At 61.6% G+C, this 16,264-nt stretch carries 19 protein-coding genes; 12 read left to right on the top strand and 7 right to left on the bottom strand.

Going from position 1 to position 16,264, the window contains the following annotated elements:
- Window positions 1–66 precede the first annotated feature (66 nt).
- The 3 genes from acpS to tsaE are packed head-to-tail and all read left to right on the top strand — an operon-like array spanning window position 67 to window position 2,451.
- Entirely contained in the window at window positions 67–438 is a 372-nt protein-coding gene (acpS, locus tag FVE67_RS06475; RefSeq protein WP_168719814.1) for a holo-ACP synthase, read from the top strand.
- A gap of 2 nt (window positions 439–440) precedes the next feature.
- Window positions 441–2,009: an NAD(P)H-hydrate dehydratase gene (locus tag FVE67_RS06470; protein WP_168719813.1), complete on the top strand. Its 1,569-nt coding sequence runs from the start codon at window positions 441–443 to the stop codon at window positions 2,007–2,009.
- The gene (gene tsaE, locus FVE67_RS06465) at window positions 1,993–2,451 is read left to right on the top strand and encodes a tRNA (adenosine(37)-N6)-threonylcarbamoyltransferase complex ATPase subunit type 1 TsaE (protein ID WP_168719812.1); all 459 of its coding nucleotides are present in this window, start codon (window positions 1,993–1,995) and stop codon (window positions 2,449–2,451) included. The genes FVE67_RS06470 and tsaE overlap by 17 nt, the downstream gene beginning before the upstream one ends.
- Here the strand turns inward: tsaE and FVE67_RS06460 are convergent.
- The 4 genes from FVE67_RS06460 to FVE67_RS06445 are packed head-to-tail and all read right to left on the bottom strand — an operon-like array spanning window position 2,360 to window position 5,028.
- Window positions 2,360–3,304 (bottom strand): glucokinase, encoded by a 945-nt coding sequence (locus FVE67_RS06460; RefSeq protein ID WP_168719811.1) that lies wholly within the window; start codon window positions 3,302–3,304, stop codon window positions 2,360–2,362. The two genes, tsaE and FVE67_RS06460, sit on opposite strands and share 92 nt — an antisense overlap.
- A complete protein-coding gene (locus tag FVE67_RS06455) occupies window positions 3,301–3,834 on the bottom strand; it encodes an OmpH/Skp family outer membrane protein (RefSeq protein ID WP_168719810.1) in 534 nt (177 codons plus the stop codon). The genes FVE67_RS06460 and FVE67_RS06455 overlap by 4 nt, the downstream gene beginning before the upstream one ends.
- A gap of 11 nt (window positions 3,835–3,845) precedes the next feature.
- On the bottom strand, window positions 3,846–4,451 hold the full coding sequence (pal, locus tag FVE67_RS06450; protein WP_210534571.1) for a peptidoglycan-associated lipoprotein Pal: 606 nt from the start codon (window positions 4,449–4,451) through the stop codon (window positions 3,846–3,848).
- A gap of 13 nt (window positions 4,452–4,464) precedes the next feature.
- Entirely contained in the window at window positions 4,465–5,028 is a 564-nt protein-coding gene (locus FVE67_RS06445) for a hypothetical protein (RefSeq protein ID WP_168719809.1), read from the bottom strand.
- A 59-nt stretch (window positions 5,029–5,087) separates the two neighbouring features.
- Here FVE67_RS06445 and FVE67_RS06440 point away from each other — a divergent pair, with 59 nt between their 5' ends.
- From FVE67_RS06440 to holB, 7 genes are read left to right on the top strand one after another with little or no spacing between them, the layout of a single operon-like run.
- Window positions 5,088–5,963 carry a YicC/YloC family endoribonuclease gene (locus FVE67_RS06440; protein ID WP_168719808.1) on the top strand — a complete coding sequence of 292 codons (876 nt, stop codon included), beginning with the start codon at window positions 5,088–5,090 and terminating at the stop codon, window positions 5,961–5,963.
- Between the two features lie 18 nt (window positions 5,964–5,981).
- A complete protein-coding gene (locus FVE67_RS06435) occupies window positions 5,982–6,920 on the top strand; it encodes a magnesium transporter CorA family protein (protein WP_168719807.1) in 939 nt (312 codons plus the stop codon).
- Window positions 6,920–8,623: an undecaprenyl-diphosphate phosphatase gene (locus FVE67_RS06430; RefSeq protein ID WP_168719806.1), complete on the top strand. Its 1,704-nt coding sequence runs from the start codon at window positions 6,920–6,922 to the stop codon at window positions 8,621–8,623. Before FVE67_RS06435 ends, FVE67_RS06430 begins: the two co-directional genes overlap by 1 nt.
- Window positions 8,620–9,240: a class I SAM-dependent methyltransferase gene (locus FVE67_RS06425; protein ID WP_168719805.1), complete on the top strand. Its 621-nt coding sequence runs from the start codon at window positions 8,620–8,622 to the stop codon at window positions 9,238–9,240. The genes FVE67_RS06430 and FVE67_RS06425 overlap by 4 nt, the downstream gene beginning before the upstream one ends.
- The gene (prmC, locus tag FVE67_RS06420; RefSeq protein ID WP_168719804.1) at window positions 9,240–10,070 is read left to right on the top strand and encodes a peptide chain release factor N(5)-glutamine methyltransferase; all 831 of its coding nucleotides are present in this window, start codon (window positions 9,240–9,242) and stop codon (window positions 10,068–10,070) included. Before FVE67_RS06425 ends, prmC begins: the two co-directional genes overlap by 1 nt.
- Entirely contained in the window at window positions 10,067–11,383 is a 1,317-nt protein-coding gene (gene murA, locus FVE67_RS06415; protein WP_168719803.1) for a UDP-N-acetylglucosamine 1-carboxyvinyltransferase, read from the top strand. Before prmC ends, murA begins: the two co-directional genes overlap by 4 nt.
- On the top strand, window positions 11,343–12,329 hold the full coding sequence (gene holB / locus FVE67_RS06410; RefSeq protein WP_168719802.1) for a DNA polymerase III subunit delta': 987 nt from the start codon (window positions 11,343–11,345) through the stop codon (window positions 12,327–12,329). Before murA ends, holB begins: the two co-directional genes overlap by 41 nt.
- On the opposite strand, the gene FVE67_RS06405 is transcribed toward holB, so the two are convergent.
- Window positions 12,256–12,876: an FmdE family protein gene (locus FVE67_RS06405; protein ID WP_168719801.1), complete on the bottom strand. Its 621-nt coding sequence runs from the start codon at window positions 12,874–12,876 to the stop codon at window positions 12,256–12,258. The genes holB and FVE67_RS06405 overlap by 74 nt on opposite strands.
- Before the next feature lie 120 nt (window positions 12,877–12,996).
- Here FVE67_RS06405 and FVE67_RS06400 point away from each other — a divergent pair, with 120 nt between their 5' ends.
- The gene (locus FVE67_RS06400) at window positions 12,997–13,611 is read left to right on the top strand and encodes a bacterio-opsin activator (RefSeq protein ID WP_168719800.1); all 615 of its coding nucleotides are present in this window, start codon (window positions 12,997–12,999) and stop codon (window positions 13,609–13,611) included.
- Here the strand turns inward: FVE67_RS06400 and FVE67_RS06395 are convergent.
- Both FVE67_RS06395 and FVE67_RS06390 read right to left on the bottom strand, forming a co-directional pair.
- Entirely contained in the window at window positions 13,601–14,098 is a 498-nt protein-coding gene (locus tag FVE67_RS06395; RefSeq protein WP_168719799.1) for a hypothetical protein, read from the bottom strand. The two genes, FVE67_RS06400 and FVE67_RS06395, sit on opposite strands and share 11 nt — an antisense overlap.
- Window positions 14,099–15,433: a sigma-70 family RNA polymerase sigma factor gene (locus tag FVE67_RS06390; RefSeq protein WP_168719798.1), complete on the bottom strand. Its 1,335-nt coding sequence runs from the start codon at window positions 15,431–15,433 to the stop codon at window positions 14,099–14,101.
- 96 nt (window positions 15,434–15,529) lie between these two features.
- Between FVE67_RS06390 and FVE67_RS06385 the strand changes: the two genes are divergently transcribed.
- Window positions 15,530–16,234 carry an RNA 2'-phosphotransferase family protein gene (locus FVE67_RS06385; protein WP_168719797.1) on the top strand — a complete coding sequence of 235 codons (705 nt, stop codon included), beginning with the start codon at window positions 15,530–15,532 and terminating at the stop codon, window positions 16,232–16,234.
- The last annotated feature ends 30 nt before the right edge of the window (window positions 16,235–16,264 follow it).

The raw sequence follows: 16,264 nt of genomic DNA, 5'->3' as shown, positions 1-16,264 counted from the left end.
ACCCAAAAGCGGGCCTTTCCGGAAGGGCCCGTTTGGGGGAGGAAAAAAGGGGACTATAATGGGAACATGCTGGTGGGTGTGGGTGTGGATCTGGTGGCGGTGGAACGGGTGGCTCGGCTCTGGAAGCGTTACGGAAAGCGGTTTTTGCGCTTTTTTGCCGAAGAGGAAGTGGCTTATGCCCGCAGCCGGGCCCGGGGAGCAGAGGCCCTGGCCGGGGCCTGGGCGGCCAAGGAGGCCCTGGGTAAGGCCCTGGGCACGGGCCTTTCCGGGTTTTCCCCCCGAGAGGTGGCCCTGGTGCGCCGAGAAAACGGGGCTCCGGAGCTCCGGCTTTCGGGGCGGGTGGCCCGGATCCTTGAGGAAAGAAAGGCCCGGGCCTGGGTAAGTCTTACCCATGAGGCCGGAGTAGCCGCCGCGGTGGTCATCCTGGAAAGGAGTTAGAAATGAGACTGGTCTATGCGGCGGAGATGCAGGCCCTGGATCGTTTTACCATCCAGGAAGTGGGGGTGCCGGCCGAGGTCCTGATGGAAAACGCCGGCCGAGGAGTGGCCGAAATTCTCCTTTCCCGCTTTCCCGAAGAGGCCCGCCGAGGCACGTTGATTCTCTGCGGCCCGGGTAATAACGGAGGAGACGGCCTGGTAGTGGCCCGCCACCTCCATCAGCGGGGACTCCCGGTCAAGGTCCTCCTCCTGGCTCCGGAGGAAAAATACCGGGGAGAGGCCGGGATCAACCTGCGGGTGGCCCGCTACGCCGGAATCCCCCTCCTTCGGGCCCAGGACGAGGCTACCCTGGAGGCCCTGGCCCCGGAGATCCTCGGGGCCCCCCTCCTGGTGGACGCCCTTTTCGGGACCGGGCTTTCCCGGGAGGTCTCCGGGGTCTTTGCCCGGGCCATCGAGCTTATGAACCAGGCCCCGGCCCCGGTGGTGGCCGTGGATATGCCCTCCGGACTTTCGGCCGATACCGGCCGTCCCCTGGGGGTGGCCGTGCGGGCTACGCTTACGGCTACCATGGCCCTTCCCAAGGTGGGGCAAGTAATCTACCCCGGACGGGAGTATGTGGGAGAACTCCGGGTGGTGGATATCGGGATGCCTCCCCGGGTCATTGAGGAGAGGGCTCCGGCCCGCTTCTATCTCACCCGAAAGTGGGCCGCGGGTTGCCTTAAGGGCCGGCCGCCAGAAAGCCATAAGGGCACCTTCGGCCATCTCCTGGTGCTCGCGGGCTCGCGAGGAAAAAGTGGGGCGGCCGTCCTCTGCGCCCGGGGGGCCCTGAGGGCCGGGGTAGGCCTGGTTACCCTGGTCTCTGCCGCCTCTCTGCAACCCCTTCTGGCCTCCTATCTCCCGGAGGCCCTTACCTGGGGACTTTCTCCGGAGACCCCGGAAGGGGAACTCTCTCCGGAATGCGCCGGGGAGATCCTTTCCCGGGCCGAAAGAATGCGGGCCGCGGTCCTGGGACCGGGTTTCGGTCTCTCGGAGGCGGCCGGTCAACTGGCCCGGAGGCTGGCCCGCGAGCTTCCGGTGCCCACAGTGCTCGATGCGGACGCCCTTACCGCGCTCTCCGGAAGGCTCGAGGAATTGAAAGAGGCCCGGGCCCCGCGGGTCCTCACTCCCCATCCCGGAGAGATGGCCCGGCTCCTGGGGCTTCCCAAAGAGGAAATCCAGGCCCGGCGCCTGGAGATCGCCCGCGAGGCGGCCCGGAAGAGCCACCAGGTGGTGGTCCTCAAGGGGGCGGCCACGGTGGTGGCCGCTCCGGATGGACGGGAGGCCGTAAACTCTGCGGGCAATCCCGGACTGGCCCAGGGAGGCACCGGAGATGTCCTTTCCGGCCTCCTGGGGGCCCTTCTGGCCCAGGGGTACGAACCCTTTGAGGCCGCCTGTCTGGCGGTCTATCTTCACGGAGCCGCAGGGGATCTTCTTTCCCGGCGGGTGGGGCCCTTCGGTTTTACGGCCTCAGAGGTGGCCGACGCTCTGCCCCGCCTCTTTCGCGAGCTGGTCCTTTATGCCGGAAATATATAAGAGCCGCTCCCCGGAGGAGACCCGGGCCCTGGCCGAAGCCCTGGCCCAAAGGCTTTCTGCCGGCGATCTCGTGGCCCTCATCGGGGACCTCGGCTCCGGAAAGACCACCTTCGTCCAGGGTCTGGCCCGGGGTCTGGGAGTGCCCCCGGAGATCTATGTGACCAGTCCCTCCTTCACCCTAGTGAACGAATACCCGGGGAGGGTGCCCCTCTTTCACGTGGACCTCTACCGGATCTCTCCGGAGGAGGTGGAGGACCTGGGGCTCTCGGAGATGCTCTCCCAGGGGGTGGTGGTGGTGGAGTGGGCCGAAAGGCTTCCCGAGGGCTTGAGCCCCCGCTTTGTGGTGCGCTTTAAGTATGCGGGAGAAAATGAGCGGATAATCGAGCTCGAAGAATACGACCGTAAAGGGCCGCCCCCAGAAGGGCCGGTGAAGGGTGCCTGACCAGATAGACCGGGACCTTTTCGAGAAGCTCCCGCAGCCGGCCCTTGGCTAGAAAGGCCTCCTCAAATTCCCGGTCAAGCCAGGGCCTTAAGGCCTGAGCCAGACCGCCCAGGAGATAGACCCCGGAAAGGGCCAGGGCCTTGAGGACCAGGGAGGAGGCCTCCCGGCCCAGGGCCCGAACCACCAGTCTCACCGCCGAAAGGGCCTCCCTTTCTCCCTTCCGGGCCGCAGCCAGGATCTCTTCCGGAGAAGATTCCCGTCCTGAAAAATAGGCATAGACGTTGGAAAGCCCCGGGCCGGAGATCACCCGTTCGAGGCTTACGTGACCGAAACGCCCCTTGAGGAACCGATAAAGCCCCCATTCCTCCTCGGTATCCACCGGATATTCCGCATGCCCCCCCTCGCTGGCCAGGGCCAGGGGAAAATGGCGCACCAGGAGGGCCTCTCCCAGCCCGGTCCCCACCCCCAGGACCGCCACCACCGCCCCGCGTCTCCTGCCCGGCTTGATCTTCTCTACCTCCGAGGCCGGGACCTTAAAAAGCCCGTAGGCCGCGGCCTCGAGATCGTTCAGGAGAAAAAAAGGAAAGCCCAGGGCCCGCTCAAGCTCTCCGGCATCCACCTTCCAGCCCAGGTTGGTAAGCCGGGCCCGTCTCCCCTGCACCGGCCCGGCCACCGCCAGGACCCCCATCTCCGGGACCTCGGAAAGGGTGGAAAGGTATCGCTTGAGAAGGGTCTTCGGACTTCTAAAGGCGGCATTTTCCAAGATCTCCACCCGGCTTAGACGAAACGGACCCTCGAGGGTCCCCAGGCCCAAACGAGACCGGGTCCCCCCGATGTCTGCGGCCAGAATCACTTTTGGGTCCCTTTAGAGGTCAGATACTGATTGTAAAGCTGGATTACGTGCTCGCTTATGTCGATCTTGGGAGAGGCCCAGTAGACCCCGGGCATGTTCTTTTCGAGAATGAGGTCATAGCCCTCCTTCTGGGCCAGCTCCTTGAGGACCTTTTCCAGATCCTTAAAGATGGGCTGCAGGGCCTTCTTTTCCTCCTCTTTCATCTCGAACTGGGCGTCCTCCTGCATAGCCCGAAATTCCCGGAGCATCTTCTGATATTCCCGCTGTTTTTCCGCCCGGGCCTCCTCGGAAAGGAGAGGGGCCTTTTTCTGCATCTCTTCCTGAAAGGCCTTGATCTCTTTCTGTTTGGCCTCAAGCTTGGCCTTCCATTTTTCTAAGCGGGCCTGGAGCTTCTGCATGGCCTCCTGTCCGGCCTTGGAAGAACGCACCACCTTCTGCAGATCGATGACCGCAATCTTCAGCTCCGCAGCCTTGACCGAGGTCCCGAGAAGCAAGCCCAGGACCAACAGTAGAAAAAATCCTCTACGCATCTCGCCCTCCTTTAGGGATTTTTGAGGATCACCAGGTCTACCCGCCGGTTAAGGGCCCAGGCCGCCTCATTGTGCCCGGGAGCTAGCGGGCGTTCCTCGCCAAAACTTACCGTGGAGAGTCTCTCCGGAGAGACCCCCAGATTTTCCAGATATTTCTTGACCTCCAGGGCCCGTTTTTCGCCGAGGGCCAGGTTGTAATCCCGGTCTCCCCTTTCATCACAATTTCCCTGAAGTTCCACCCGGTATTCCGGATGCTGCAGGAGAAAACGGGCATCTTCTTCGAGGCGGGGAATCATATCCGGGCGAATCCGGTAGTCGTCGAAATCGAAAAAGATGGCCTTAAGCGGGGGGGTGCTCCGCCCGTAAAGGCGCAAGCGTTCTTCCGGAGGAAGTTCCCGGGCCTTGCGGGCCGCGGCCTCGAGACTCTCTTCGGAAAAGGCCGGCGGGCCCTTCACCCCGGAAGGCCTTTCCCCGGCCACCGGAGGGCTCGGAGGAGGGCTTACGGCCTCTTCCGGCGGAGAGACCGGGGCCTGAGGCACGGGCCCCGAAGAAATCTCCTTTTGGGCACAGGCCGAAAGAAGAAACAGCCCCACAACCATCCAGATTAACCCACGCATAGCTCACCCCCTCCTAAGTATAACCGGTAAGGTCCAATTCCTGGAGGAAATCCCCGGTCCAGAATTCCAGACGGGCCCGGAGAAGGCTCGTGATCCGGTAAAGCAAGGTCAGTTCTTCGTTCAGCACCTGGGTCACCCGGATCATGGCCGCCTCCGGCACCTTCTGGTGATGCCGCCGGCAGAAGTAGTCCCGACAGAGCATAGGGCGGGCCAGGATCTTGCACCCCCGAGGACCCACAAAAAAACAACGCCCCGGCACCTCCCGTTTCTGAGGGAGCTCCACGCCCAGAAGCCGGTTCAGGAGGAGGATAAGGACCGTGCACTCGTTTTCCAGCCCGATCTTACAGCAACCCTGACCGTCTTCCACACTGCAGACATAGCATTCCCGAAAGGTCCCCGCCTCCTCCATGGCCCGGTTGGAGGCCTCCACGGCCTGCCGGTAAGCCTCGAGGAGGGAGGGCACCTCGGGATCGGCCCGAAAGCTTTCTCCCCAGAGATGGTAAAGCTCCTCGGCCACGGAAAGCTTCTCCTCAATCAGGCGCGTGGGGTCCGGGCGGGGCTCTTTCAGATAGCGCATGCCCTTTTATTTAACACGATCCAGGAGTAAAAAGAAGGCCGATCCGGAGGAGGTGGAGCATGCAGAGCATGACCGGCTTTGGACGAGGGGAACGGCAGGGCGAAGGCTTCGTCCTCCAGGTAGAGGTCAAGAGCCTCAACCACCGCTTCATGGAGGTCCTCCTGCGCCTTCCCCGGCGCTATCAACCGCTTGAAGAGCGCATCCGAAGGGTCCTCAAGGAGCGCTTTCACCGCGGTCGTTTCGAGATTCAGGCCCGACTCTCCGGGGTGCCCCCGGCCACGGCCCGGGTCTTTGCCGACCGAGATCTCCTCTCCCAGTATCTGACCCTCCTGCGCAGTCTGCGGGCAGAATTCGGGCTTTCCGGAGAGATTCAGCTGGGAGACCTCCTGCGCCTGCGGGAGATCTTCGACCTGAGCGAGGAAGCCCCCCCGCTTGAGGAACTCTGGGAAGAATTCGGGCCGGCCCTGGAGGAGGCCCTCCGGGAAGTGGAAGAGATGCGGACTCGGGAAGGGGCCTTCCTCAAAAAGGCCCTTGAGGGGCTTCTTGAGGAACTTTCGGGCTGGATCGAGCGCCTGGCCGCCCTCAAGGATTCCCACCTGACCGAGGCCCGGCAAAGACTTGAAGAAAGGCTCCGAAGCCTCCTTGCGGACCACGGGCTCGATCCGGTAAGACTCCATCAGGAAGCGGCCCTTCTGGCCGACCGCCTGGATTTTACCGAGGAGCTCGACCGCCTGCGGGCCCATGTGCGCCATTTCCGGGAGGTCCTGGAGGCCTCGGGCCCCTGCGGACGCAAACTGGACTTCCTGTGTCAGGAGATGTTTCGGGAGATTAATACCCTGGCCAACAAAGCGGCCTCGGCGGAAATCTCTCATCTGGCGGTAGAGGTCAAAAGCACCATTGAGAAAATGCGGGAACAGGTGCAAAATCTGGAGTGAAGTGCTAGAATTGGAGCCATGTTGCGGATCTACTGTTCGGAAAACGGATTCCTCCTGCCGGCGGAAGAGGCCTGTCCCCAGAGCTGGCTGATCCTCACCGCCCCTTCGGAGGAGGAGTTGCGCTTCGCGGAACGGCGCTTCGGGATCCTTCCGGAATTCCTGCGCTATCCCCTGGACGAGGAAGAAAGGCCGCGGGTAGAGGTGGAGGAAAAACAACTTCTCATCATCTTTCACGTCCCGGATCCTCGGCACCAGGGAGACATCCTGCGTTATGAGACCGTACCCCTGGGAATCATCGTCACCGAGAAGGCGGTAGTCACCGTCTGCCTTAAGGAAAACCTGGTCTTTGAGGAGGTGATCTCTCAGGCGGGGCGTTTTCTGCCCGTGGATCTCGCCCGACCCACCACCTTCCTCTTTCTCCTCTTTTACTGTGTGACCAATCTCTTTCTGCGCTATCTCCGCCTAATGGACCGTCTGATCGATGACTACGAGAGGGAACTTTACCGCTCCTTCCGCAACCGAGAATTGGTTAAGATCCTGAGCCTGGAAAAGAGCCTGGTCTATTTCAACACCGCCCTCCGGGGAAACGACGTGGTCCTTTCCCGGATCCAGTCCGGACGCTATCTCCGCCTTTCGGAAGAAGACCTGGAGCTCCTGGAGGACATCCAGATCGAGAACCGTCAGGCCATCGAGATGGCCAAGATCTATTCGGACATTCTCACCGGCACCATGGACGCCTACGCCTCCATCATCGGAAACAACCTCAACGTGGTCATGAAATTTCTCACGGCCCTGGCCATCGTCCTGGCTATCCCCACCGTGATCTCCAGCCTCTACGGTATGAATGTGCGCCTGCCCTTTCAGGAAAATCCCCACGCCTTCTGGGGGATTCTCCTGGTCTCTTTCGGGCTTTCCGTTCTGGTTACGGGCTATTTCATCAAAAAGAGGCTCTTCTGATGGCCGAGCTCCTTCCCGCCGCCCTTCTGGGAGCCTTCCAGGGGCTTACGGAGTTTCTTCCCATCTCCAGCTCCGGACATCTGGTGCTCCTGGAAGACCTCTTGCAGTTCCGGGGAGGCCTGGCCTTTGACGCCTTCATCCACCTGGGGACTCTACTGGCGGTCCTTCTTTATTTCCGGAGGGACTGGCTGAAGATGTGGCGGGCCCTCCCTTCCGGAGAGCGGCCACGGAGGCTTCTGGCCCTCATCCTCCTGGCCACCATACCCGGAGGGCTGGCCGGACTTCTCCTGGAGGAAGTCATCGAGAGCCGGTTCCGAACCCCCCATTCCGTGGCCTTTTTTCTGGCCTTCATGAGTCTTCCCCTTCTTTTGGGGGAGATCCTGGGAAAGAAGAGCCGCCGGGCCGAGGACCTGGGGGTAGGAGAGGCGCTTTTTATAGGCCTGGCCCAGGCCCTGGCCCTCTTTCCCGGGACCTCCCGCAGCGGCATCACCATGGCCGCGGCCCTTCTTCTGGGCCTCTCCCGCTCGGAGGCCGCCCGCTTTTCCTTCCTCCTTTCGGCCCCCATCATCGCCGGGGCCGGCCTGGTGGGAGGGCTCAAGGGTTTGGCCGAGGGGCTCTCCCCTTCTCTTATGTTGGTGGGCTTTCTGGGGGCCTTTCTGGCTGGTCTTGCGGCCATAGCCTTTCTCTTTTCCTTCCTGCGCCGACACAGCTTCTATCCCTTTGTGGCCTATCGCCTCCTCCTGGCCCTCCTGATCTTTCTTTTTTCCGGGGTTCCGGCCCGGGCCGCCTCCCCTTACTCCCGGGTGGTAACCGTACTGGTCCGGGAGGTTCCTCCGGAGAAGCTTTCTAACCCCTCGTCAGAGAGTCTTACTCCGGCCCTCCTCCTTCCCGGGGGGCGTTTTCTCTTGGCCGACTACGAGAAGGTCAAGGGCGCCCCCTTTCTTGAGGCCGTCCTTTCCGACGGCCGGAGCTTTCCGGCACGCCTCGAAAGTTACGACCCCTACCTGGGGCTGGCCTTCCTGCGCCTGCCCCAGCAGGTAAAAGAAAGACAACGCCTGGCCTTTGCCGAAACCTTTCCGGCGGCCGGGACCTTTCTTCGCCTGGTGAATTCCTCTTCCCCCCTCCGGGTGTATCCCGCCTGGGTGGTGGAGGCCCCCCGGGTGGAGAGGGCCCGCGGTCTCTGGGAAGGGGCCCGCTTCGGGGTCTATATCCCGGTGTCCGAAGAAGGCTTTCTCTTTTCCCCCCAAGGAAAATTGGTGGGCTTTGTGCGGTCCGGCCCCTCGGGGGTGCGTTCCGCGCTTCCGGGCTGGCTGTTGAAGCTCGCCACCCAAAAGTTCCTCTCCCAGGGAAAGGTGGAATGGGCCTGGCTGGGGGTAGAAACCGTCCCTCTGACCCCGGTCTTACAGAAGGCCCTTAAGATGGAAAGCTCTCACGGGCTCCTGGTGTTGCGGGTTTATCCCGGAAGCCCCGCCGCGCGGGCGGGCCTTCTTGCCGGAACGGAGGTCCAGGCCCTGGGTAACCGGGTCTATCCCCTCGGAGGAGACCTCCTCCTTGAGGCGGACGGGCGTCCTCTACACGAGCCGGCCGAACTCGAGGCCCTGGTCCTGGCCCGCGAACCCGGACAGATCCTGCGCCTTAAAGTTTGGCGAAAGGGATGCCTACGCTATATTAAGGTAAAATTGGACCGAAGGAGGGGACCGTGAATCTCACCCAAGAAACCGTAAAGGTGCGGGATCGAGAATTGGTCCTTTTCAAGCCCCGGGATCTTGATTTTTATCTTGAGGAGGGGCAGGGCCTTGCAGATTTCCCCTTCTGGGCCAAGGTCTGGGAGGCCTCTCTGGTGCTGGCGGACTTCGTGGCCACCCTTAAGCCCCCCAAGAGGATCCTGGAGATCGGGGCCGGTCTGGGGCTCCCCGGACTTGCCGCTGCGGCCTTCGGCCACCAGGTAACCCTTACCGACTATGAGTCTCGCCCGCTGGAACTGATCCGCCGTTCGGCCGAGGCCAATGGCCTTAAGGTGCGGGTGGCCCGGCTCGACTGGTTTGAACCTGCGGACCTGGGGGAATTTGAGATCATTTTGGGGGCCGAGGTGGTCTATGCCGGCCGTCTTTTTGAGCCCCTTCTTCAGATCTTCCGGCGCTACCTCCTTCCCGGGGGGGAGATCTATCTGGCCCATTCCCGGGAGCGGGCCCGGGTCCTGGTGCCCTTTTTGAAGCGGGCGGAAGTAGAATTTGAAGTAGCCCACAGCCTGAGGCGCCTGCGTTCCGGAGACGAAGTCTACGAGATCGTACTCAACCGCTTGCGTCCCAAAGGATTTTAATGCGGGTGCGGGAGGCCCTGGCCCTGGGAAAAGCTTTCCTGGTAGAGGCCGGCCTCCCCCCGGAAAAGGCCCTCGCGGAAACCCGAGCCCTTCTCGCCCATCTCCTGGAAGTTAAACCCCTTGAGGTCTACCTCCATCTTGAAAGAGGGGTCCCGGAGGAAACCTTTCGGCGACTCCTTGAGGAAAGGGCCCGGGGGATTCCCCTGGCCTATCTCCTGGGAGAGGTGGAGTTTTACGGACGGACCTTTTCCGTAAAACCCGGGGTCCTCATTCCCCGGGCGGAGACCGAAATCCTGGTCGAGGCCGTCCTTTCCGAGGATCTTCCCCCGGGACCGGTCCTGGAGCTGGGCGTAGGCTCCGGCGTGGTCCTGATAACCCTCCTTCTCGAAGGACGTTTCACAAAGGGGATCGGGGTGGACCGCAGCAGAAAGGCCCTCTCCGTAGCCCGGGAAAACGTGGCCCGCTACAGACTTGAAAAAAGGGTTCTCCTGGTTCAGGGAGATTGGCTCTCTCCCCTTAAGGTCTTTCCGGCCTTCGCCGCTCTGGTTTCCAATCCTCCCTATGTGAGCCGGGCCGAATGGGAGGAGCTTCCCCGGGAGGTGCGGGAGTATGAACCCCGGGAGGCCCTGGACGGAGGCCCGGAGGGCCTGGACTATATCCGGCGTACTCTGGCCGAAGCCCGAAGATACCTCCGCCCCGGGGGTAAGCTCTTTTTAGAAATTGGATATAATCAAAGGAGGGCTGTGGAGGATTTGGCCGCAAGAGAGGGTTGGCAGGTGAAATTTTATCGGGATCTTTTGGGCTATGACCGCGTAGGAGTTTTCCGATGAAAGAGGACACCCCATATCTCGAGATCGAGGGCGGATTTGAGCTTTCCGGGGAGGTCCGGGTGAGCGGGGCCAAAAACGCGGTCCTTCCGGTCCTGGCCGCCACTTTACTCGTCCCCGGAATCTACCGCCTGGCCCGGGTACCTCGGCTCCTTGATCTTTATACCATGCTGGAGCTCCTGGAATATCTGGGAGCCTCCTTCAGGTGGGAGGAAGACCTCCTGGTGGTGGACACCCAGAGGGTGGAGGGTTGGGAGGCCCCTTACGCCTTGGTCAGCCGTATGCGGGGGTCCATTTTGGTGCTGGGGGCCCTGACCGCAAGATTCGGCCGGGCCCGGGTGGCCAAACCCGGAGGTTGCCCCATCGGTCCCCGACCGGTGGACCTCCATACCCGGGGGCTGGCCCTTATGGGAGCCAGGGTCGAAGACCAGAACGAGATCTGGGTGGAGGCTCCCCAGGGATTGCGGGGAGCGGAAATCGTCCTTGATTTCCCCTCGGTCACGGCCACCGAAAATCTCCTTATGGCCGCCGTGCGGGCCCGGGGCCGGAGCCGGATAGTCAACGCCGCCCGGGAACCGGAGGTAGAGTTTCTGGGACGGTTCCTGGAGGCCATGGGGGCAAAGATCCGGGGCCTGGGGACCGGAGTGCTGGAGATCGAAGGGGGCCGGGAGCTTACCCCTCCCTCCGAGCCGGTAACCATTATTCCGGATCGCATCGAGACCGGGACCTATCTCATGCTGGCCGGGCTCTGTGGAGGGGAAATCACCGTGGCCGGGACCGAGCCCCAATATCTGGAGGCCCCGCTTCTTAAGCTGCGTGAGGCCGGTCTGGAGGTGGAATGGGAGGCCGACCGCGTTTACGCCCGGGCCACAGGTCCCCTGCGTCCCCTCAAGGTGGTCACCGCCCCTTACCCCGGATTCCCCACGGATCTCCAGGCCCAGATCATGGTCCTCCTCACTCAGGCTCATGGAATCTCCCGGATCACAGAGAATCTTTTCAAGGAGAGATTCCGGCACGTTCCGGAACTCCAGAGGATGGGAGCGGATATCGAGCAGGAGGGGGGAATAGCCTTTGTGCGCGGGCCCACTCCCCTTCGGGCCGCGGAGGTCAAGGCCCACGATCTTCGGGCCGGGGCCTCTCTGGTCCTGGCCGCCCTGGCGGCCGAAGGAGTGAGCCGGGTCTACGGCCTGGAACACCTGGACCGGGGCTACGAGGCCCTGGAGGAGAAGTTGAGGGCTTTGGGGGCCCGGATCCGAAGACGGAGGGAGGAGTCCTTTGCGGCTGGAAGACCTTCGTGGGCAGCCCGCGGCGGTTAAACTCTTCCGCCGGGCCCTGGAGAGCGGACGCCTGGCCCATGCTTATCTCTTGGTGGGGCCGGAGGGGACGGGCAAGGCCACCGCGGTGCGGGCCCTGGTGGCCGAACTTTTTTGTGAAACCGGCGGGGCCTGCGGAAATTGCCGGGCCTGTAGAAAACTCCAGCGGGGAACCCACCCCGACTTCCTGGTCCTCTCCCGGGAGGGAGAAAAGATCTCCATCGCCCGGGTGCGGGAGGCCGAACGCTTCCTGAGACATGCCCCTCTGGAGGCCCCGGCCAAGGTCATCCTGGTGGAGGAGGCCGAAAGACTCACCCCTGAAGCGGCCAACGCCCTGCTCAAATCGCTGGAGGAGCCCCCGCCTTACGCCCACTTCTTCCTTACCGCCCTCTCCACGGAAAGACTCCTGCCCACCATCGTCTCCCGCTCCCAGGTGGTGCGCTTCCGGCCCCTCTCTCCGGAGACCCTGGAGGAGCTCCTACGGGAACGCTTCGCCCTCTCGGAAGAGGAGGCCCGGGCCCTGGCCCTCCTTTCCGAGGGCAGCCCGGGAAGGGCCCTCCAATTTTCGAAAGTCGGGCTTCTGGAAGGGCTTCACCGGCTGGTGGCCGCGGCCCGCAGCAAGGACCCGGGCCGACGTCTTCGCACGGTGGAAGACCTCGCAGGTCGCAAAGACCATCTCCCGGACCTCCTCTTTCTCCTGCGCCTCTGGCTCTGGTATTCCTTTTTGGCCCGGCGCAAGCTTACCCAATATCCTCCAGGGCTCCCCTCTCCGGCCCCGGAGGCCGGAGCCCTCCAGCTCGCCGAAGAAGTGGAAAGGATACGGCAGGACCTCGAAAATTATGCTAACGTGGAATTGAGCCTTCTTTATCTCCTTTTCAGGCTTTCGGAGGCCTGGTCCGGGGCCCTTTCGGACGGAAGTACCCTCCCTCGGCACAGGGCCGACACATGATGCGGCCCTGCCGCTCTATCTCTCGACCGTCCTGCACGTAAAGCCCACAGACCTCACACCTGACCCTGCGGCGAGGTCTTCCGGGAAGGTCGAATTCCGAAACCGGGACCTCCACCTCCTGAACCTCAAAAAGCTCCTCCTCCGGCATGACCCGATAGGCCTCAAGCTGCCGCCGATATTTGTCCGGAATCTCCGGAAAATAGCGGTCCGCCAGTTCCCGGGCCTCCTCCCGGGCGATCACCCGGAAGGCCTGCCCGGTCCCCAGATGGACAAAGGTGGCGGCCATGATCCCGTAGTCGTAGAATTTGAGGGAGCGTTTGCCCAGGCTGGCCCCGGTGACCGACTGTACGGCATCGGTGGCACAGCGGTCCATCTCCACAAAGACCAGAAATTTCTTGCGGTCCGCTCCCCTAGGGTCCTTGATGCCGATGAGGCGCAGGCCCAGGAGGGCCAACCTCACCCCCAGCACCTGGCCGGCACAGAGATGGCCGTGGACCCTCACGGACTCCTCAAGGATCTTCTCAAAGGGCTCCTCAAAGATAGACATGGGAGGCCTCCTTCTCTTAGGTTGTCTTTAATCTACCGCACCGAAGGCCAAAAGCTAACTGGCCTCCAGAAAAAGGATGCTTAATTTTACTTTAGAAAAGATTTTCCGGGGGGTGAGAAAATGCCCATCGTGGTGGGAGCGGAAGAGATCAAGGAAAGGGATGTAGACGCCCAGGCCCTGCGGGTCTTTCTCAAGGCCTTAGAGATCCTAGGGGGTCCTCGCAAACTTATCGAACTGCGCAACCTCACCTGGGTGACCAGCCTCATGGAGGCCGCTTACGCGGTGGTGCTGGCCGAAGAAACCTTCAAGACCGAGGACGACATCGCCGCCTTCCTGGGGCTCACCCGCCAGACGGTACGCAACATCCTGCGTGCCGACCCGGAACTGGTGATGATGAAACTGGAGGGGGAACTCCAGGAGAAGACTCCCAAGGCCCACACCGCAGGCGGACTGGCCAAGATGGCCTATCGGGAAATCAAGGAAGGCCGGGACGCCCTGATCTTCTTTTCCAGTGTTATTGAGGAAGGGGCCAAGATCCTGGGGGTGGGCTGGCCGGCCGAGGTCCTGGCCCGGATCAAAGGGCTCCATTTTCCGGCTTCCGGAGCCCAGGTGGCCGAAAGACTCTCGGGCTTAAGGGTAAAAGACCGCGAACTCTCAGAAATTGCCGCCCAAAAGGAAAGTTATGCCCATCCCCGGGAACTCTTGCACCATCTGGCCGAAGCCCTCAGGGGTTAAGCTTGCGGGCCAGCTCCGAAAGACGAAAGTGTTTGAGGAGAGGCTCCACCTCGGCCGGGACCATCCCCTGACATTCCAGCATAAAAAGGGCCGGGAGGGCAGTCTTTTCTCGGGAAAGGAGGACCAGGAGGGTCCCTCCGGGGCTCTTTTTGTGGGTAATTCTTTTGGCCGGAAGCCCCTCGATCTTGAGGGATTCCAGCTTTTCCTCCGGAGTATCGTAGGAGATCTGCATGGCGAAGGGGAACCAGAGGCCCGCGGCCATCTGCCCCATCAAGATGCGGGCGGTGAGTCTGCGGGGCCCGGCCTCATAGTTTCTTTCCGCACTCACCATCTCCCCACCCGGAGTGGCCACCTTCATGCCCGTGGGCTCTGAGGCCTTAAAACCCGGAAGCTCCGGCAGATAAGGATAAAGATCGGTATAATTCAAGGCCCAAAGGGGAAAGGCGAGGGCCAGAACAAGGAGCGCTAAAAGGAGCCGCCGGAGCACTTACTTCTCCTTGTACTTGATGTTTTCCTGTTCGGTCATCTGGCGCAGCCGGGAGAGGGCTTTTTTTTCGATCTGCCGGATGCGCTCCCGAGAGACCCCGAAGCGCTTGCCGATCTCCTCCAGGGTATATTCACCCTCCTCCCCGATCCCGAAGCGCAGGCGAATGATCTTTTCCTCCCGGGGAGAGAGCGTGGAAAGGAGACTGCGGATCTTTTCGGAAAGATCCCGGTCCTTGACCTCTTCATAAGGGGAGGGACTGTCCTTGTTCTCGATGAAGTCTCCCAGGGTGCTGTCCTCATCGCCGATGGGCAGTTCCAGGGAGACCGGCTCTCTCGAGGCCTCAAAGATGGTGAGGATCTTCTCCTGGGGAAGGCCTGTACGCTCGGAGAGCTCTGCCGGAGTAGGCTCTCGCCCCAGTTCCTTGACCAACTCGTAGAAGGCCTTGAAGAACTGGCTGCGTAACTCCAGAAAGTGTACCGGAAGGCGAATGGTGCGGGTCTTGTCCAGAATGGCCCGGGTTATGGCCTGACGGATCCACCAGGAGGCATAGGTGCTGAACTTATTCCCTTTGCGGTAGTCAAAACGAAAGACCGCCCGCATAAGCCCCAGATTCCCTTCCTGAATGAGGTCGGAGAGGGGAAGCCCCTGCCCGATATATCGTTTGGCAATGGAGACCACCAGGCGCAGATTGGCCTTGACCATTTCGTCCTTGGCGGCCTCGATCTCCGCGGCCTTTTCCTCCACCAGGCGGCGGAGGTCCTGGACCTGAGGATGATCCGGATACCTGGCGGAAAGTTCCCGGGCCTTTTTCACCAGAATATTGAGAAGGCTCTTTTTGGGCTTGAGCCCCGGATCCCGCTTGCGCCAGAGGGCGATTTCTTCCTTCATGGCCCGAATCTCGGGAAGATCCTCCGGGAAGTTCTCAAAGGCCTCCACGATGGCATAAAAGCCGCCCCGAATGATCTTGGAAAGCTCCGCCTCCCTTTCCGGGGTAAGGAGGGGGTATTTACCCATCTCCTTGAGATAGAGGCTGGTGACCTCCTCCGACTCAGTGGTGGGCTCGGGCTCCTCCGAGGGCTCCAGCTCCGTCTCCGAAAGCGTGGAAAGCTCCTGGATCTTCTTCTGGGCCTCCTTTTCTACCCACTCTTCCTTTTCATAAAGTTGTTTTTCGTCCAGGATCTCGATGTTGTTCCGGGAAAGAAAATCAAAGATCTCCTCGATCTTCTCCGGATCGTCATAGTTTTCCGGAAGGATCTCGTTGAGGGCCTCGTAGGTGATGGCCCCCTCCTTCCCCATCTCCAGTAGCTTTTTCTCAAGCTCCTTACGGGTACTCATAGGATCTCACCACCCTTTCCGTATGAACTTATAGTTTATAACAAACCTTTCGGTCATTGACAAGCCCTTTTAAAATGTTAAGCATTCTTCGGGCTCATGAAACCGCAGGCGCTTCTTAAGATGGTTTCTTATATCCTGGCCTGGCGGCCGGACGAGTTTGGGCTCATACCAGATGAATCCGGTTTTGTAAAGCTCAAAGATCTTCATCAGGCCCTGAGCGAGACCGAGGGTTTCCGGGGAGTAAGACGCCGGGAGCTGGAGGTAGCCCTGGAGGTCTTTGGCCGGGAAACCTTTGAGTATCTCCCGGAGGCCGGGAGGGTGAGGGCCCGCACCCGACACTACGGGGCCCCGGCCTATACCGAAGACCTCCCCCAAAGGCTCTGGCTTCCGGTAAAGCCCCGGGCCTGGATCCGGGTCTCCGAGGAGGGCTGGCGCAACCCGCAGCCGGCCCTGATGAGCCCGGAGAGGGATCTGGCCGAGCGCCTGGCCCGCAGACGAGGAGCCCTTCTGGTGGAGGTAGATCCCCTCCGGGCCGCAAGGGAGGGGGCGATCTTTCTGCGTTTCCTCGAGAAACTCTATCTTTCGGCCTGGCTTCCACCCGCGGCCCTCAAAGGACCCCGGGTGGACGAAAAGTTTCGGGCCCGCTACGCCCCCAAATCCCAAGAGCCGGAGCCCGAACCCGAACCCATCATCCCCTTCCGCCCGGATACCGAAGTCCCCTGGCGTAAACTCACCCGCGGAAAAAAGAAGCGTCTTCCCTGGAAAGAGGCCCGAAAGAAAAAGAAAGAGAAAGATTGGTAGAGATCGCGAGGCAAACCCCCCTTGCCAGGA

This window comes from Thermosulfurimonas marina, assembly GCF_012317585.1.
GTDB classification, from domain to species: Bacteria; Desulfobacterota; Thermodesulfobacteria; order Thermodesulfobacteriales; family Thermodesulfobacteriaceae; genus Thermosulfurimonas_A; species Thermosulfurimonas_A marina.
This window is presented reverse-complemented; position numbering and strand designations above follow the sequence as displayed.

Excerpts from the sequence above, each read along its gene's own strand:
- acpS (WP_168719814.1), top strand. The coding sequence starts at position 67 with ATGCTGGTGGGTGTGGGTGTGGATCTGGTGGCGGTGGAACGGGTGGCT.
- FVE67_RS06470 (WP_168719813.1), top strand. The coding sequence starts at position 441 with ATGAGACTGGTCTATGCGGCGGAGATGCAGGCCCTGGATCGTTTTACC.
- tsaE (WP_168719812.1), top strand. The coding sequence starts at position 1,993 with ATGCCGGAAATATATAAGAGCCGCTCCCCGGAGGAGACCCGGGCCCTG.
- FVE67_RS06455 (WP_168719810.1), bottom strand. The coding sequence starts at position 3,834 with ATGCGTAGAGGATTTTTTCTACTGTTGGTCCTGGGCTTGCTTCTCGGG.
- pal (WP_210534571.1), bottom strand. The coding sequence starts at position 4,451 with ATGCGTGGGTTAATCTGGATGGTTGTGGGGCTGTTTCTTCTTTCGGCC.
- FVE67_RS06445 (WP_168719809.1), bottom strand. The coding sequence starts at position 5,028 with ATGCGCTATCTGAAAGAGCCCCGCCCGGACCCCACGCGCCTGATTGAG.
- FVE67_RS06440 (WP_168719808.1), top strand. The coding sequence starts at position 5,088 with ATGCAGAGCATGACCGGCTTTGGACGAGGGGAACGGCAGGGCGAAGGC.
- FVE67_RS06435 (WP_168719807.1), top strand. The coding sequence starts at position 5,982 with ATGTTGCGGATCTACTGTTCGGAAAACGGATTCCTCCTGCCGGCGGAA.
- FVE67_RS06430 (WP_168719806.1), top strand. The coding sequence starts at position 6,920 with ATGGCCGAGCTCCTTCCCGCCGCCCTTCTGGGAGCCTTCCAGGGGCTT.
- prmC (WP_168719804.1), top strand. The coding sequence starts at position 9,240 with ATGCGGGTGCGGGAGGCCCTGGCCCTGGGAAAAGCTTTCCTGGTAGAG.
- murA (WP_168719803.1), top strand. The coding sequence starts at position 10,067 with ATGAAAGAGGACACCCCATATCTCGAGATCGAGGGCGGATTTGAGCTT.
- FVE67_RS06405 (WP_168719801.1), bottom strand. The coding sequence starts at position 12,876 with ATGTCTATCTTTGAGGAGCCCTTTGAGAAGATCCTTGAGGAGTCCGTG.
- FVE67_RS06400 (WP_168719800.1), top strand. The coding sequence starts at position 12,997 with ATGCCCATCGTGGTGGGAGCGGAAGAGATCAAGGAAAGGGATGTAGAC.
- FVE67_RS06390 (WP_168719798.1), bottom strand. The coding sequence starts at position 15,433 with ATGAGTACCCGTAAGGAGCTTGAGAAAAAGCTACTGGAGATGGGGAAG.
- FVE67_RS06385 (WP_168719797.1), top strand. The coding sequence starts at position 15,530 with ATGAAACCGCAGGCGCTTCTTAAGATGGTTTCTTATATCCTGGCCTGG.